Origin of the sequence: Tenacibaculum aiptasiae (genome assembly GCF_965221665.1) — a bacterium.
Classification (GTDB): domain Bacteria; phylum Bacteroidota; class Bacteroidia; order Flavobacteriales; family Flavobacteriaceae; genus Polaribacter; species Polaribacter aiptasiae.
Genome location: NZ_CBDCSN010000002.1, coordinates 953,864 through 969,958 on the forward strand (window position 1 = coordinate 953,864; position 16,095 = coordinate 969,958).

The following is a 16,095-nucleotide window of genomic DNA, read 5'->3' on the forward strand; positions in this document are numbered from 1 at the left end:
ATTTTCTTTATTCTTTAAATAACAAAAAACCGAGCATAAGCTCGGTTTTTTATTCTCTTAATTTAACTAACTCTGTTAATACATCTTCCAATTTTTTTAATTCTTTTGGTGGGTTTCCTGCATCAAATGTTGAAGAACTGTATTCTTTTTTTCCTACTTCTATAATAAAATTTGCTATCAATGCTCCATCACTATATCTTCTATTAGTTGGTGATTTTAGCACTTCTATATCATTTAAATTAATTTTCTTTATCAACTCTTCTAATCTCCCTATTTCTTCTTCAGAAAGCTTAAATTCTAGTTCTTTTCCATTCTTTTGATACTTAATTGTATTTTCTTCAACTCTTATTTCAATAGCAGTTCCTCTAGTATGCGCTTTATAAATTATTTTATTAAATTTTTGAGCAAAACAATTAGTAATTACCATAACAAAAAACAATGTTATTATTTTCAGATATTTCATTTATCAAGTTTAAAATTTAATAAATATAAAAAGGCATCTCATGTGAGATGCCTTTTTTATATTGAATTCATTAAATAAGTCAATCTTATTTAAGCTTTTTTCTTACTGCTATTTCAGTATAAGCTTCTATAGTATCGCCTTCTTTAATATCATTGTATCCTTTAATTTGAAGACCACAATCGTATCCTTTCTTAACTTCTTTTACGTCATCTTTAAAACGTTTTAATGAAGTTAACACACCATCATGAACTACAATTCCTTCTCTAATAATACGAACCTTAGAATCTCTTGTTATCTTACCATTCATTACCATACATCCAGCAATGTTACCAACTTTAGAAATCTTATAAACTTCTCTAATCTCAACATTACCAAGAACTTCTTCTTTCATTTCTGGCGACAACATTCCTTCCATTGCGTCTTTCAGGTCGTTGATTGCATCATAGATAATTGAGTAAGTTCTAATATCAACTTCTTCTCTATCTGCTACTAAACGTGCATTACCTTGTGGACGAACGTTAAATCCTACAATAATTGCATCAGATGCTGTTGCTAATAATACGTCAGATTCTGTAATTGCACCAACTCCTTTATGTAAGATATTAACTTGAATTTCTTCCGTAGATAATTTTTGGAATGAATCTGTTAAGGCTTCTACCGATCCATCTACATCTCCTTTTAAGATAATATTTAATTCTTTAAAGTCTCCTAATGCTATACGACGACCAATTTCTGCTAACGTTAAAGTTTTCTGAGTTCTTACAGATTGCTCTCTTTGTAATTGAGAACGTTTTGCTGCTATTTGTTTAGCTTCACGCTCATCTTCAAATACCTTGAACTTATCACCTGCTTGTGGTGCTCCATCTAATCCTAAGATTGATACTGGTGTAGATGGACCTGCCTCTTTAACTTTATTTCCTTTATCATCAAACATAGCTCTTACTTTACCACTATGTTTACCTGCTAAGATATAATCACCAATTTTTAAGGTACCTGCTTGTACTAATATTGTTGATACATATCCTCTTCCTTTATCTAATAATGCTTCTACTACAGCTCCAGATGCATTCTTGTTAGGATTAGCTTTTAATTCTAACACCTCTGCTTCTAATAATACTTTTTCTAGTAATTCATCAACTCCTTGACCTGTTTTAGCAGATATTTCTTGAGATTGAATATTACCTCCCCAATCTTCTACTAATAAGTTCATAGAAGAAAGTTGTGTTTTAATATTATCAGGATTTGCATTTGGCTTATCAATCTTATTGATTGCAAAAATGATTGGAACCCCTGCAGCTTGTGCGTGAGATATTGCCTCTTTTGTTTGTGGCATTACATCATCATCGGCAGCTACTACAATAATTACTAAATCGGTTACTTGAGCTCCACGAGCACGCATTGCTGTAAAGGCCTCGTGACCTGGTGTATCTAAAAATGCTATTTTTTGATCTCCTACATTTACTGCGTAAGCACCAATATGTTGTGTAATTCCTCCAGATTCTCCTTCAATTACATTTGCTTTACGAATGTAATCTAATAACGAAGTTTTACCGTGATCTACGTGTCCCATTACCGTAATAATTGGTGCACGAGTTTCTAAATCTTCTGGTTTGTCTTCTACTTCTTCAATAGATTCCTCTACCTCAGCTCCAACAAACTCTACTGTATAATTAAACTCCTCTGCAACTATTGATAATGTTTCAGCATCTAAACGCTGATTCATTGTTACCATCATTCCTAACATCATACATGAAGAAATAATGTTAGTAACTGGAACATCCATCATTGTAGCAACCTCACTAACAGTAACAAATTCTGTTACTTTTAAGATTTTGCTTTCTGCTTGTGCTGCTTGTAAATCTGCTTCCGATTGTTCACGGTGAGCATCTCTTTTATTTCTACGATATTTAGCAGCCTTACCTTTTTTAGATTTACCTTGAAGTCTTTCTAAAGTTTCACGTACTTGTTTTTGTACTTCTGCTTCTGTAGGCTCTTCTTTTTTAACAACAGGTCTTTGTCCACCTCTACCTCTAAATCCTTGACGGTTTCCACCTCGATTTCCACCTCGGTTTTGACCACCTTTATTTTGTCCTGGCTTAGCTGAATTTCCAGCTCCTGGTGCACCTGGCTTGCTAATTCTTTTACGTTTCTTTTTATCTCCGTCAGTTTTCGCTTCTGGCTTCTTTTTCTTAGGTCTTTCAAATTGTTTTAAATCAATTTTTTGACCAGTAATTTTAGGACCATCAAGCTTTTTATACTGAGTTTTAATTTTCTCAGCATTTTCAGGAGTAATTTCAACAGGTTTTTCTGCTTTTACTTCCTCTTTTTTTGTTTCCACAACCTTTTTAGGAGTCTCTTTAATTTCGACTTTTTTAGGTGCTTCAGTTTTTACTACTTCAGGTTTCACTATCTTAGGTTTTTCAACCTTTATAGGTTCCTCTTTCTTTTCCTCAACCTTTACAGCTGGCTTTTCAACTTTTTGGGCTTCTTGAATAGGAGTTTCCTTTTTAGGTTCTTTTTTTACCTCTTTTACCTCTTTAGGTTCTTCAACCTTCTTAGGTTCTTCTTTTTTAGCTTCAACCGCTTTACCAGTCTTTACATCAATCTTACCTACAGTCTTAAGCTCTAATTTTTCAGCTTTGGCTTTTAAAACTTCTTGTTTTTTAGCTTCGTCTTCTAATCTTTTCTTCTCTTGCTCTACTTCTAACTGCTGACGAATAGCTTCTTTTTCTTTACGCTTTTCTTCGCTCACTTCTTTAGAGGCTACTTTCTTTGATTTATCTGTTTTGAATCCATCAAATAATATTTGATACTCCTTATCAGAAATTTTAGTAGTAGGACGTGCTTCTATTTCATGACCATTTTTAGCCAAGTGTTCTACAGCTCTATCTAAAGAAATATTTAATTCTCTTAATACTTTATTAAGTCTTAATTTGTTGCCTTCAGCCATAAATTATTTTATACTTTATATTCAAAAAACACACTTTATACATGGTATAGTTATGTTCTTTTTCTCTGTTTGTCAGATTTTATATTGATTTCTATCAATTTCGTTGGAGACTGACTTCCATTATTAATTTAGTCTTCGAATTCTTCTTTTAAAATTCGTTGTACTTCTATAATTGTTTCTTCTTCTAAATCGGTTCTTTGTACTAACATAGATACGTCTTTTTCAAGTACACTCTTTGCTGTTTCTAAACCAATTTTCTTAAACTCAGCTATTACCCAAGCTTCTATTTCATCTGAAAATTCTGTTAACTCAACATCTTCTTCTTCTATTCCTTCACGTTGAACATCAATTTCATAACCTGTTAATTCACTTGCTAAACGAATATTAACTCCTGAACGTCCAATTGCTTTTGAAACTTCTTCTGGTTTTAATAAAACATTTACACGTCCTTTCTTACCATTCTTCTCCTCTTCAAAAGGTTTGATATCAACAGATGTTACTTTTGCTGGACTTAATGCTCTAGCTACAAATAACTGCTCGTTTTTTGTGTAGTTTATTACATCAATATTCTCATTTCCTAATTCACGAACAATACCGTGAATACGAGATCCTTTAACTCCAACACAAGCTCCAACTGGATCAATTCTATCATCATAAGAATCTACTGCAATTTTTGCTTTATCTCCAGGAATTCTTGCTACTCCTTCAATAGTGATTAATCCATCAAACACCTCTGGAATTTCTTGCTCAAATAATTTTACTAAGAAAGCTGGAGAAGTTCTTGATAATATGATTGCTGGCTTATTACCTCTTAATTCAACCGATTTTATTACTCCACGAACTGCATCTCCTTTTCTAAAGAAATCTGAACGAATTTGCTCGCTTTTTGGTAAAACGATTTCATTTCCTTCATCATCTAATAAGATTACTGCGTTATGACGAATATGGTGTACTTCTGCACTATAAATTTCTCCTTCTAGCTCCTTGAACTGTTTAAAAATATTAGTACTATCATGTTCGTGAATTTTAGAAATTAAGTTTTGACGTAACGCTAAAATTGCTCGTCTACCTAAATCTATTAACTTCACTTCCTCTGACACATCTTCACCTATTTCAAAATCAGGTTCTATTTTTCTTGCTTCACTAAGTTCAATTTCTTCATTATCATCTTCAGAAAATCCATCTGCTACAACCACACGGTTTCTCCAAATCTCTAAATCTCCTTTATCTGGATTGATAATAATATCAAAGTTTTCATCTGAACCAAACCTACGTTTTAATGCAGCACGAAATACTTCTTCTAAGATAGACATAAGTGTTACCCTGTCTATACTCTTATTGTCTTTAAACTCTGAAAATGACTCTATTAGTGCAATATTTTCCATTTCATCCTCTTATTAAAATATGATCTTCACTTTTGCTTCTTTAATATCTTCATACTGTAAAGTTACTGTTTTCTCTACCGTATGCTTTCCTTTACCTATTGGTTTAGGCTCTCTTGCTTTCCAATGTAACGTAATATTTTCATCCGTTACTTCGGTTAATGTTCCTTCAAACTCTTCGGTTGCTGTTTTAACCTTAAGAATTCTATTAACATTCTTTCTATACTGGCGTTTTACCATAAGTGGATGAGAAATGTCTGGAGTAGTTACTTCCAAAGAAAAATCCTCTTCTTCTCTATCTAAATTATGTTCTATTTTTCTACTAATACGAACACATTCACTTAATTGAACTCCTGAATCTCCATCTACTATCACTTTAATCTTACTATTAGCTAAAAACTGTAAGTCTATCAAGTACAATGACTCGTTTTCCTGTAAAGCTTCATCTAATAACTCTCTTACTTTTTCTTGATTCATCCTAAGGTATAAAAAGAGGGGACTTTCGTCCCCTTCATCCATCTAATTAATAAATTCGCTGCAAAGATAGTAAGTTATTCATTAACACACAAGTGTCTTTCACTTTCTAATTTAAAATGTTTTTCGTAAATTGAAAACATCCACCTTAAATTTTTTATTATGAAAAAAATATTAGTACCCACTGATTTTTCCATACCCTCAGAACATGCTTTAAAGCTAGCTTCCAGTTTGGCAAAAAAGTCTAAAAGCGAGGTCCATTTACTTCACATGGTTGAATTACCTACTGGTATAATAGACATGGGGAGTGGTAGCAACTTTAGCATACCTGAAAGCATGCTATACATACGAAAAGTACGCGACAAACTGATTAAGTATAAAAATCAATTTTTTCCAAAAATTCAAAATATTAAACATGCTATTCGTTTTCAAAACCCATACGAAGGTATACGCGATTATTCTAAAAAAATAAATGCCGATTTGATTACCATGGGAACCAAAGGACATACTGAATTAGAAGAGATGTTAATTGGATCTAATACTGAAAAAGTTGTAAGAAATTCTGAAATACCAGTTTTAGTTACTAAAACAAACGAAGAGGAATTTAAACCTAAAAACTTGATTTTTGCTTCTAGCTTTAAACCTCAGAAAAATAATGCTTTTGAGAAATTTTTAGATTTCGCAAGTAATTTTAAGAGTAAAATTCATTTATTAAAAATCAACACACCACATAAGTTTGAAAACTCCCAGCTTTCAAGACAAAAAATAAAAGAATTTGCCGATAGGCACAATTTTTCAGATTACTCTATAAACATATATAACGACTCATCTGTTGAGAACGGAATTTTAAATTTCTCAAACGAAAAAAATGCTGATATCATAGCACTAGCTACTCATGGAAGAAGTGGATTATCACATATTTTCAATGGCAGTATTACTAAAAATTTATCTAAGAGTTCCATTAAACCAATGCTAACTTTTAAAGTTTAGCTAAAAGCACATCCCCTATTGTGCTTTTACCTATACAGTTGGTTATATACTGCTAGTAATTCGTTTGCTTCTTTTTTAGCACTCCAGTTCTTTTCAATTTCCTTCCTTGCCTGCTCACCCACGTATGCTAATTCATTTTGAATTAAACCTTTTAGCACAACTCTTAACTCTTCTACATTTCCAGACTCAAATAAATATCCTGATTTCCCATGCTCTATTAATTCGGAATGCACACCTACATTTTTAGTAGCAATTGTTGTGTTGGCACAAGACATAGCCTCTGCACACACTAATGAAAAACCTTCAGTAAACGAAGGAACTACTGCTATTTTAGAAGCTTGATAATATGTTATTATCTCTTTCGTTTCGTTTACAAAATAAATTTGCTCCTCTACATTTGCAACTACTTCTTTCAACTCCTCTAAGAACTCAGGCCTATCTACCTTACCAACAATAACTACTGCCCAATCTTTGTGAGTTTTCAACTCTTGAGCTATGGCTTCTAATAAAACTTTTTGTCCTTTAGCTTTTCTAACTCTTCCTGCACAAAGAATTATATTTTTTTGCGAAACATCTTTTAATCTTTTCTCTTCGTTTGGAACAAAACTATCTGTATCAACTCCATGAGATACTTTAGTGTTTTTTATTCCTAATTTACCATGCATAGAAGTTGTCAATGTAACAACACTGTCTGATTTTTTAAGCAAAAACCTTGTTAAACCTGAAGGATTAGTTTCAGCATGTCGAGTTAAAACTAATTTAAATTTTGCTCCTAAGAATCGATACCATAGCATTTTTAACACTTCATTATTTCTATGGCAATGAACAACTGTTTTCTTTTCAGAAAACAATATTTTTTTTAACTCTTTTGTGTTTATTTTATTTCCCTCAATACCATAACCATAAAGATATGTTTGGCACATTTTCTTTAAGTAGGGCATTACATTTTCTATACTTCTTGTTACTCCAGTTCTCCTTTTATGGAAGTGCGTATGTACAACTATTAAATCAGAATTCATCTAAGCAAATCTTCTTTCTATAATCTCTAACAATCTTGTTTCGTATTCTTCTTTATCAGACCAATCATAATCTGGTTTTACCATTTTAACAACAAACTTTTTGGCCTCTTTTTCCGTTTTCATTGTATTCAACTGAGAAACCACTCTATTAAAATCTGCTTGATCTCCATTAAACAAGTGTTTTACAAAAGCTATTCTATCATTAAGTCCTATTTGAATTGAACTTTGCAAACGATCGTTGAGTGTTTTCTTTACATCTACTTTTTCAAATAAGTTTGCCATTACGTCAACTGGAAGCGTATCTTCTAGCTCTTCCTCTAAAGTAGTTGTCTTTTTCTCACCAACATCTTTTACATCATTCTTTGTGTCTTCATTACCATTAAAAAGCAATTCTTCCAATTCATCAAAAGGTTGTTCCATGATTTCTTCTACAACCTCTAGATTCATTTTCTCATCAGCTATCTCTTCAATTACTTTATCTGCAATTTCCTCAGCTTCTTTTTCTACTTCTTCTTCAATATCTTCTTCTAGTTGATGCACAATTCTATCTTCTTCAACCAAAGGCTCTTCTATTTTATTGTGTTTTTCAACTTTTCTTATTTCTGCTTGCACAACATCATCCAACAACTCTTCTTTTGTCTTAGTAGGATTTGGAGTATTATTTATATACTCTTCTACATAAGCTAAAACAGAAAGTTTTTCATAAACTTCATGTGCTTTTTCCTTCAAAGCAAACACATCTTCTTTATTTTTCATTTTTAAAATGCTGTGTGCTAAACTAGTTAAATCGGATGCAAGTTTTTTGTGCATAAGTTGTTGTTTGAAATTAATATTTACTCTTAAATTTTAATAAATTTGTTCCCTATTTCGAAAGAAATGCAAATATCAATAATTAGAGCTTAAAATTACAAAATGTTTCTTGAAAATACAGTAAATCATACAGAACAATTTGGGTGGATTGAGGTAATTTGTGGCTCAATGTTTTCAGGCAAAACCGAAGAATTAATTCGTCGTTTAAAACGTGCACAGTTTGCAAAACAACGTGTAGAGATATTTAAACCAGCAGTTGACACTCGCTATGACGACGAAGAAGTGGTTTCTCATAACTATAATAGAATACGTTCTACTCCAGTTCCTGCTTCTTCTAACATTCGTTTATTAGCAAATGATGTAGATGTTGTTGGGATTGATGAAGCTCAGTTTTTTGACGATGAAATTGTTACAGTTTGTAACGATTTAGCAAATAGGGGGATTAGAGTTATTGTAGCTGGATTAGATATGGATTTTAAAGGACAACCTTTTGGACCTATGCCAGCCCTTATGGCTACTGCAGAATATGTAACCAAAGTACATGCTGTTTGTACTCATACAGGAAACTTAGCTCATTATAGCTACAGAAAAGCTATGAGCGAAGACCTTGTTCTCTTAGGAGAGACTCAAGAATATGAACCTCTTAGCAGAGCTGCTTACTACAAAGCAATAAGAGAGCAAAATAATAAGAAAGAAAATTTATCTGATGAATAATCATGTTACCGTTTTAGAAATAGACGCTGTATCTCTACAACATAACCTCGCTTATTTTAAACAAAAACTAAATCCTAACACAAAGGTTTTAGCCGTTGTTAAAGCTTTTGGTTACGGAAGTGAATCTACAGAAATAGCTAAATTACTTCAAGATAAGGTAGATTATTTTGCTGTTGCTTATTCTAATGAAGGTATCATTTTACGTGAAGCTGGTATTAAAACTCCTATTTTAGTTTTACATCCACAAATTCAAAACTTAGAAGAAATTGTTAAACATAGACTAGAACCTAATTTATATAATTTCAAAATACTTGATGCTTTTCTTAAATTAGCCGATGAAGCTCCTTTAATGAACTATCCTGTTCATATTAAATTTAATACTGGTTTAAATAGGTTAGGTTTTTGGCATACAGATGTTCCAACAATCATTACACAGTTAAAAAGCTCAAACAATATAAAGGTTCAATCTATCTTTTCTCATCTTGCTGCCAGTGAAGATCCTAATGAACAAAATTTCACTATTGGACAAATTAACAACTTTGCCTACATCGTAAAACAATTTTATGATCATTTAGAATACGAACCTATGATTCATATTCTAAACACATCTGGTGTTATCAATTATCCTCAAGCACAATTTGACATGGTTCGTGTTGGAATTGGTTTATATGGCTTTGGAAACAACGAGCAAGAAACAAGTCAATTAAGAAACACACATACCTTAAAATCAATTATCTCTCAAATACACTTAATCCAACCAGGAGAAACTGTAGGATATAATAGAGCTTTTGTTGCTAGTAGACCTACTCAAAGTGCAACTATTCCTGTTGGTCATGCCGATGGTATATCTAGGAAGTTAGGTAATAAAAAAGGTTATGTTTTTATTAATGGTCAACCTGTTCCAATTATAGGTAATGTTTGCATGGATATGATTATGGTTGATGTTACTGACGTAGATTGTAAAGAAGGTGATGAAGTTATTCTTTTCAATCACCAAAAGCACATAGAATATATTGCACACAACTGTGAAACAATCCCTTATGAAATTCTAACCGCTATTTCTCAGCGTGTAAAAAGATTGGTTAAAAGTTAATTTTTTTTTAATTTACAACTCAATTAACTATAAAAACCAAAAATATGGGAATGCTCAAAGAGTTTAAAGACTTTGCAATGAAAGGGAACCTAGTCGACATTGCAGTAGGTTTTGTAATGGGTGCTGCTTTTAATAAAGTAGTAGCTTCTTTTACTGGAGGAATCGTTTCTCCTCTTATTGGACTATTATTTAATGCCGACTTTAAAGACTTAAAGTACATTATAAAAGATGGTGTTGCTGACGAATCTGGAAAAGTAACAGGTGAAGTAGCTGTACTTTATGGTGAATTTCTAACTAATTTAATTGACTTTATCATTGTTGCCTTTGTAATGTTTATGATTGTTAAAGCCGTTAATAAGTTAAAGAAAAAAGAAGAACCGACTCCAGCTGCTCCTAAAGGCCCAACTCAAGAAGAATTATTAGCACAAATTAGAGACTTATTAAAAGATAAATAAGCTACTAAAAGTGAACAAATACTAAAAAAGCACTTGTAATAAATTACAAGTGCTTTTTTTATATAAATGACATAATAGCCTTTGAATTTATTTGATGTTTTAGCTGCTCTATCTTCTCATACATTAATGTAAAAAACATCCTTCTCTCTACCTCTGCACTACCTGATATATTTTGAGAAAACTGTAATTGCTTTTGAAAATACTCATCTACTTCGTTACAAATTATTTTATCCTCAATTCTCATATAAGAAAGAGATGTATAAGGCACTAACAAGCCTTTTTTAGTCTCAGACTTTAAAAATAAAACATGATTAATATTTACCAATTTATTATAGTACAACTCATATTTTAAACCTTTTTTAGAATTCCAAGTTTTGTTCTTAGCTTTATCTTCAATCCTTTCTATAAGCAATAATATCTCATCACACAATTGTAAAGCCTCAGTTCTAGTTATCAACTTAGTTTTATAAAAGTAATATATTGTATGTAAGCAACTATTAATTGTAGTATCACTCCAAACATCAGTTATAGAAACTTCTTTAAATTTTTCCCTGAAACGTTTGGATTCATTTGTAAAAAATTGCTTTTCAATAAATTTACTAAAAGGCTCTATTTTACTTTCTTCTTTTTTTGATAAAAAATTCAGATACACATAAACCCTAAATTTACTGTACAATGTATTTACTGGAATATGATAAATTGGAATATTTTTAGCTGTATAATATACTTTTGAATTCTTATCAGATGCATAAGTAGCTACATAAAAAGCTATATCTTTATAAAAATCATTTACACCTTCATAAGTGTTTACATAATCATTTTTAATAATACTTTTAGACAAAGTACTACTTATATTATACAGTTTATTTAATGAAATTTTATAATATCTTGCTAACTCTAACGCCTCCTTAAACGATAATGATGTTTTCCCATTTATTCGTCTATAAGCAGCATCATAACTTATATCAAGTACATCAGCTATCTCTTCAGTAAACAAAACATTGTTTGGCAACTTTTCTTTTATAAGATTGAAAAGCTTATCTTTTTCTACACTCATACTTTTTACTCAATAGATTTTTCTTAAAAACCGCAAAAAGAAATTTTTTCTTTTGCATTATTCACAACCACGCTTAACATAAAAACTTATTAATTTGTTTAACAAGCTTATGCTAGGTGATCAGGGGGGAACATCTATTTAAGTAAAAAGAAAGTCTTCTCTTTCCAGAGAGAAGACTTTTGTTTTGCTCTAAAGTACGTAATTTTTAAAATTAAGTCAAGTATCGGTTAAATATGTTTTCCTTTTTCCCAACCATGCTTTCCTAAATATTGTTCTCCACTCTCTACAGCTCCATCTTCAATAGAAGTCCCCATAGAGTCATTCCAACGATTTAGGTATCCAAATAAAGAAATTACACCTAACATTTCTACTATTTCTCCTTCATCCCAATGTTTGTATAATTCTGTCTTTATTTTTTCATCAACCATGTTAGGTACCATAGATGCTGCTAAAGAAAAATCTAACGCCGCTCTTTCAGCATCAGAAAATGCAGGATGAGTTTTATATTCCCAAATATTATCTAATTGCTCTTGTTCAGCTCCATAACGTTCAGCCGCTCTAATAGCATGAGCCTGACAATATCTACAACCTGTAGCATTACTTGAAACCCAAGCAATCATTCTTTTTAAAGCAGATGTTACTCTACCCTCATTAGCCATAACAGCTTTATTCAAATTAATAAAAGCTTTAGAAATGGCTGGCCTACGCTGCATTGTTAAAACTGAGTTTGGACAAAACCCTAATGTTTCATTAAAAAACTCAGCTAATTCTTTTGTTTCTAAGTCATGATCTGCTGATAACGGTGTTACTAGTGGCATATATTTTTATTTTTGTTTTTATTAATAACTTTTTGCACTACGTTTGTGTAATAATTCGGCTTTCTAAGTCGACAGACACACAAAACAACTTACGCAAGAAACAAAAAAATAATCAAATTATGGCATCACACACAGTCACAACAGTTTGGAAAGAAAACATGCAATTTGAAACCGACAATCCAAGCGGACATAAAGTTTTAATTGATACTTCAGAAGAAAATGGAGGAAACAATTCTGGTTTAGGCCCAAAAGCTATGATGTTATCATCGCTAGCAGGATGCTCTGGTTTAGATGTTGTATCTTTATTAAAAAAAATGAGAACTTCTGTAAACGATTTTAAAATGGAAGTTACTGGAGAATTAACCGAAGAACACCCTAAATACTACGATAAAGTTACCGTCGATTATCATTTTTATGGAGATAATTTAGATGAAGATAAAATAAATAAAGCTGTTAAGTTATCTATAGATAAGTATTGTGGTGTAATGGAAATGTTTAGAAAATTTGCTGAAGTAAAAACTGCCATTCACTTTCACAATAATTAAATTATTAAAAAAATTGCTATGCGTTGGAAACCAAAACCAGAGCCAAACTCTAGTAACGTAAATCAATTAGCTAAAGAACTTGGTGTTAGTAAAGTTCTTGCTAAAATTTTGGTTCAAAGAAACATTGACACTTTTGATAAAGCTAAATTATTTTTTCGTCCTAATTTAAACGATTTACACGATCCTTTTTTAATGAAGGACATGAATATAGCTGTCCAACGAATAGAAGAAGCTATTAAAAAAGGTGAAAACATTTTAGTATACGGCGATTATGATGTTGATGGGACTACGGCTGTTTCTTTAATGTCTTCTTATCTAAAAACTATTCACCCTAACATTTCTACTTATATCCCGGACAGATATAAAGAAGGATATGGTGTATCATATGACGGAATTGATTTTGCTGACGACAATGACTTTTCTCTTATTATAGCTTTAGACTGTGGTATCAAAGCAATAGATAAAGTAGCATATGCTAGTAGTAAAAATATTGATTTTATTATTTGTGATCATCACAAGCCTGGGAACGAAGTCCCAAAAGCTGTTGCTGTTTTAAACCCTAAACAAGTAGATTGTAATTATCCTTATGATGAATTATGTGGTTGCGGAGTTGGTTTTAAACTAATACAAGCATTAGCTTCTAGAAGAGGAGAAACTATTAATGATCTAATTCCTTATTTAGATTTAGTTGCTACCGCTATTGCTGCCGATATTGTTCCTATGACTGGAGAAAACAGAACTTTAACTTATTTCGGTTTACAAGTTATTAACTCCCAACCAAGAAATGGTATTAAAGCAATTATACAACAAACTCAAAATAAAGAACTTACCATTACTGATGTTGTATTTATTATTGCTCCAAGAATTAATGCTGCTGGTAGAATGAAACACGGTAATTATGCTGTCGAATTACTTACAGAAATGAACCTTGATGCGGCAGTAGAATTTGCAGGCGCAATTGAAAAATTTAATTCAGACCGAAAAGATTTAGACAAAAAAATTACCCAAGAAGCTTTAATACAAATTGAAGAGAATAAAGAAGAAGAGAATTTCACTTCTGTTGTTTTTGATGAATCTTGGCATAAAGGAGTAATAGGTATTGTAGCTTCTCGATTAATTGAAACCTACTATCGTCCTACTTTAGTATTTACCAAAAGCGGAGAAAAACTAGCTGCTTCGGCACGCTCTGTAAAAGGTTTTGATGTATATAATGCTTTAGAACAATGTTCTGAGTTTATAGAACAATTTGGAGGGCATAAATATGCAGCAGGTTTAACACTTCTTCCTGAACAATATGAAAACTTCAAAGCTAAATTTGAAGAGGTAGTTTCTAAAACAATAGACAAGGACTTATTGACACCTGAAGTTAGTATTGATGCTGAAATTGATTTATCTGAAATTACCCCTAAGTTTTATCGAATTATCCAACAAATGGCTCCTTTTGGGCCTCTAAATATGAAACCTGTTTTTTCTACATCGTCAGTTAGAGATAATGGATACGGAAAACAAGTTGGAGCAGACAAAACCCATTTAAAACTGAACATTATTTACGGTTCAGATAACAAAACTTATAACGCTATTGGTTTTAACCTTGGTAAAAAAATTAGTTTCATCCAAAATGATTTTGATATTGTTTATACATTAGATCAAAACACTTGGAACAACTATACTTCACTACAATTAGTTTTAAAAGATTTAAGATGATTTTATTTAGACCAAATCTAAATAAAATGTATATTTGTTTCCATAATAATTTTGAATATGGAAAATGTTATAAAAATATACGATAATAATATTGGAATCTCTTTTCGTTGGAAAGGCATGGATTCTAGTCTAACACAAATAATATTTAACGATACTGGTTTTCATTTAACTGAAAATGAAATAGAAGAGTTTTTAGAAAAAGTAGTAGATTCAAAGCTACAAAGGAATTGTTCTACTTGTATTAAAGGCGAAAATTGTAAATCTATTTTATTACAAACACCTTCAGAAAAAGTAAGCATGGCTGTTTCACAAGTTGAACTTGGTCAAATTGACGACTTATTAAAAGGAACACTTTTTCAACTTCGTTTAAATAGTTATTTAGCTGATATATGTAAAAATTAAAAGAGCTTGCAATTGCAAGCTCTTTTAATTTTATTTTTCTTTAATTAAGTACATGTATACTGGGTAGTGATCACTATATCCTCCTGTATATCTACCAAAAGAGAAACTTCTAAATGGATATCCTTTATAACGTCCTTTCTTTTGAGTTAAGAATCTTTTATTAAAAATTCCTGATTTAAACATTTTAAATGACGAAAAATCTTTTTCTCCTTTATCTAATAATGGAGAAGAAATAAGAACTTGATCAAAAAGATTGATGTTATCTCTATACCCTAATGTATTAAATCCACGACGGAACATATTTTCATAAGGATTATAAATATCACCTTCATTTACGTTCTTCTTTTTCGCTTTCGTTTTTAAAACTGTTTTAAAGCTAGAATTAATAGGGTCGTCATTAAAATCACCCATAATAATTACTTTTGGATTTGGATCAGTTTTTTTGATATTTTCAATTATTTGAGTCACTTTATAAGCAGCTTTTTCACGTAAAGGCCTACTTCTTGCTTCTCCTCCTCTACGAGATGGCCAGTGATTTACAATTACATGTACTAACTCATCATCTAAATATCCAGACACTAAAAGAATATCTCTCGTATATACTTTTCTGTTATTTGAATAAATGTTAGGGTTAAAAGCTTCAAAGTGAATTGGCTTAAAATAACGTTTTTGATATAACAAAGCTACATCAATACCACGTTTATCTGGTGAATCAAAATGTATAATTCCGTAACGTTTTTTCTTTAATTTCTCAGTATTAACTAAATCTTCTAAAACTTTTTTATTTTCAACTTCTACAACTCCTAAAAGAGCAGGACTAGTTTTAGCTTTTTCAGCTCCTAATTGAATAATTACATCAGAAAGTTTTTCTAGTTTATCTTTATATACTTCTTCTCGGTCTCCTTCCATTTCCATCATAGGACTTGCCTCATCATTCTTGTCAGGATCATTAACTGTATCAAAAAGATTCTCCAAGTTATAAAAACCTACCGTTCTTATTTTAAACTTTTTAGGGGCCTTTTGAGCAAAAGAAGATGAAACTACTAATGCAACAATAAAAAGGGATATTATTTTCTTCATTTTATAAAATTTACTGGGCAAAAATAAAACAAATTTTAAGCCAAATAATTTTTTAACATATAAAACCGCTTATTCATAATGTTAACTTAACATTAACCTAATTATAATTTTACTAATTTTGCATCCCTTTTGTCATATT

General features: G+C 31.2%; 16 protein-coding genes. 7 read left to right on the top strand and 9 right to left on the bottom strand.

Features of this window, described 5'->3' with window-relative positions; translation table 11 throughout:
* Nucleotides 1-49: 49 nt before the first annotated feature.
* From ACOQN8_RS04705 to rimP, 4 genes are all read right to left on the bottom strand, one after another.
* Entirely contained in the window at nucleotides 50-463 is a 414-nt protein-coding gene (locus ACOQN8_RS04705) for a hypothetical protein (RefSeq protein ID WP_420551801.1), read from the bottom strand.
* A gap of 85 nt (nucleotides 464-548) precedes the next feature.
* Nucleotides 549-3,413, bottom strand: a complete 2,865-nt coding sequence (gene infB / locus ACOQN8_RS04710; RefSeq protein WP_420551802.1) for a translation initiation factor IF-2 — start codon at nucleotides 3,411-3,413, stop codon at nucleotides 549-551.
* A 128-nt stretch (nucleotides 3,414-3,541) separates the two neighbouring features.
* Entirely contained in the window at nucleotides 3,542-4,798 is a 1,257-nt protein-coding gene (gene nusA / locus ACOQN8_RS04715) for a transcription termination factor NusA (protein ID WP_420551803.1), read from the bottom strand.
* A 12-nt stretch (nucleotides 4,799-4,810) separates the two neighbouring features.
* The gene (gene rimP / locus ACOQN8_RS04720; protein WP_150898353.1) at nucleotides 4,811-5,272 is read right to left on the bottom strand and encodes a ribosome assembly cofactor RimP; all 462 of its coding nucleotides are present in this window, start codon (nucleotides 5,270-5,272) and stop codon (nucleotides 4,811-4,813) included.
* Nucleotides 5,273-5,431: 159 nt separating this feature from the next.
* Between rimP and ACOQN8_RS04725 the strand changes: the two genes are divergently transcribed.
* Entirely contained in the window at nucleotides 5,432-6,259 is an 828-nt protein-coding gene (locus tag ACOQN8_RS04725) for a universal stress protein (protein ID WP_420551804.1), read from the top strand.
* 26 nt (nucleotides 6,260-6,285) lie between these two features.
* Here the strand turns inward: ACOQN8_RS04725 and ACOQN8_RS04730 are convergent, their stop codons facing one another.
* Complete coding sequence (locus ACOQN8_RS04730; RefSeq protein ID WP_420551805.1) at nucleotides 6,286-7,278, bottom strand: glycosyltransferase family 4 protein; 993 nt, start codon at nucleotides 7,276-7,278, stop codon at nucleotides 6,286-6,288.
* Nucleotides 7,279-8,088 (bottom strand): hypothetical protein, encoded by an 810-nt coding sequence (locus ACOQN8_RS04735; RefSeq protein WP_150898350.1) that lies wholly within the window; start codon nucleotides 8,086-8,088, stop codon nucleotides 7,279-7,281.
* Between the two features lie 102 nt (nucleotides 8,089-8,190).
* Here ACOQN8_RS04735 and ACOQN8_RS04740 point away from each other — a divergent pair, with 102 nt between their 5' ends.
* From ACOQN8_RS04740 to mscL, 3 genes are read left to right on the top strand one after another with little or no spacing between them, the layout of a single operon-like run.
* The gene (locus ACOQN8_RS04740) at nucleotides 8,191-8,802 is read left to right on the top strand and encodes a thymidine kinase (protein WP_150898349.1); all 612 of its coding nucleotides are present in this window, start codon (nucleotides 8,191-8,193) and stop codon (nucleotides 8,800-8,802) included.
* Complete coding sequence (alr, locus tag ACOQN8_RS04745) at nucleotides 8,795-9,895, top strand: alanine racemase (RefSeq protein ID WP_420551806.1); 1,101 nt, start codon at nucleotides 8,795-8,797, stop codon at nucleotides 9,893-9,895. The genes ACOQN8_RS04740 and alr overlap by 8 nt, the downstream gene beginning before the upstream one ends.
* Before the next feature lie 50 nt (nucleotides 9,896-9,945).
* Complete coding sequence (mscL, locus tag ACOQN8_RS04750; RefSeq protein ID WP_420552807.1) at nucleotides 9,946-10,350, top strand: large-conductance mechanosensitive channel protein MscL; 405 nt, start codon at nucleotides 9,946-9,948, stop codon at nucleotides 10,348-10,350.
* 58 nt (nucleotides 10,351-10,408) lie between these two features.
* On the opposite strand, the gene ACOQN8_RS04755 is transcribed toward mscL, so the two are convergent.
* Both ACOQN8_RS04755 and ACOQN8_RS04760 read right to left on the bottom strand, forming a co-directional pair.
* Nucleotides 10,409-11,407: a helix-turn-helix domain-containing protein gene (locus ACOQN8_RS04755; protein WP_420551807.1), complete on the bottom strand. Its 999-nt coding sequence runs from the start codon at nucleotides 11,405-11,407 to the stop codon at nucleotides 10,409-10,411.
* A 227-nt stretch (nucleotides 11,408-11,634) separates the two neighbouring features.
* Nucleotides 11,635-12,225 (bottom strand): carboxymuconolactone decarboxylase family protein, encoded by a 591-nt coding sequence (locus ACOQN8_RS04760; RefSeq protein ID WP_150898345.1) that lies wholly within the window; start codon nucleotides 12,223-12,225, stop codon nucleotides 11,635-11,637.
* A 119-nt stretch (nucleotides 12,226-12,344) separates the two neighbouring features.
* On the opposite strand from ACOQN8_RS04760, the gene ACOQN8_RS04765 reads away from it, so the two are divergent.
* The 3 genes from ACOQN8_RS04765 to ACOQN8_RS04775 are packed head-to-tail and all read left to right on the top strand — an operon-like array spanning nucleotide 12,345 to nucleotide 14,876.
* Complete coding sequence (locus tag ACOQN8_RS04765) at nucleotides 12,345-12,770, top strand: OsmC family protein (RefSeq protein WP_235274281.1); 426 nt, start codon at nucleotides 12,345-12,347, stop codon at nucleotides 12,768-12,770.
* An 18-nt stretch (nucleotides 12,771-12,788) separates the two neighbouring features.
* Complete coding sequence (gene recJ / locus ACOQN8_RS04770; RefSeq protein ID WP_420551808.1) at nucleotides 12,789-14,474, top strand: single-stranded-DNA-specific exonuclease RecJ; 1,686 nt, start codon at nucleotides 12,789-12,791, stop codon at nucleotides 14,472-14,474.
* 57 nt (nucleotides 14,475-14,531) lie between these two features.
* The gene (locus tag ACOQN8_RS04775; RefSeq protein ID WP_299118656.1) at nucleotides 14,532-14,876 is read left to right on the top strand and encodes a hypothetical protein; all 345 of its coding nucleotides are present in this window, start codon (nucleotides 14,532-14,534) and stop codon (nucleotides 14,874-14,876) included.
* Nucleotides 14,877-14,906: 30 nt separating this feature from the next.
* Here the strand turns inward: ACOQN8_RS04775 and ACOQN8_RS04780 are convergent, their stop codons facing one another.
* Nucleotides 14,907-15,956 carry an endonuclease/exonuclease/phosphatase family protein gene (locus ACOQN8_RS04780; protein WP_420551809.1) on the bottom strand — a complete coding sequence of 350 codons (1,050 nt, stop codon included), beginning with the start codon at nucleotides 15,954-15,956 and terminating at the stop codon, nucleotides 14,907-14,909.
* Nucleotides 15,957-16,095: the final 139 nt, after the last annotated feature.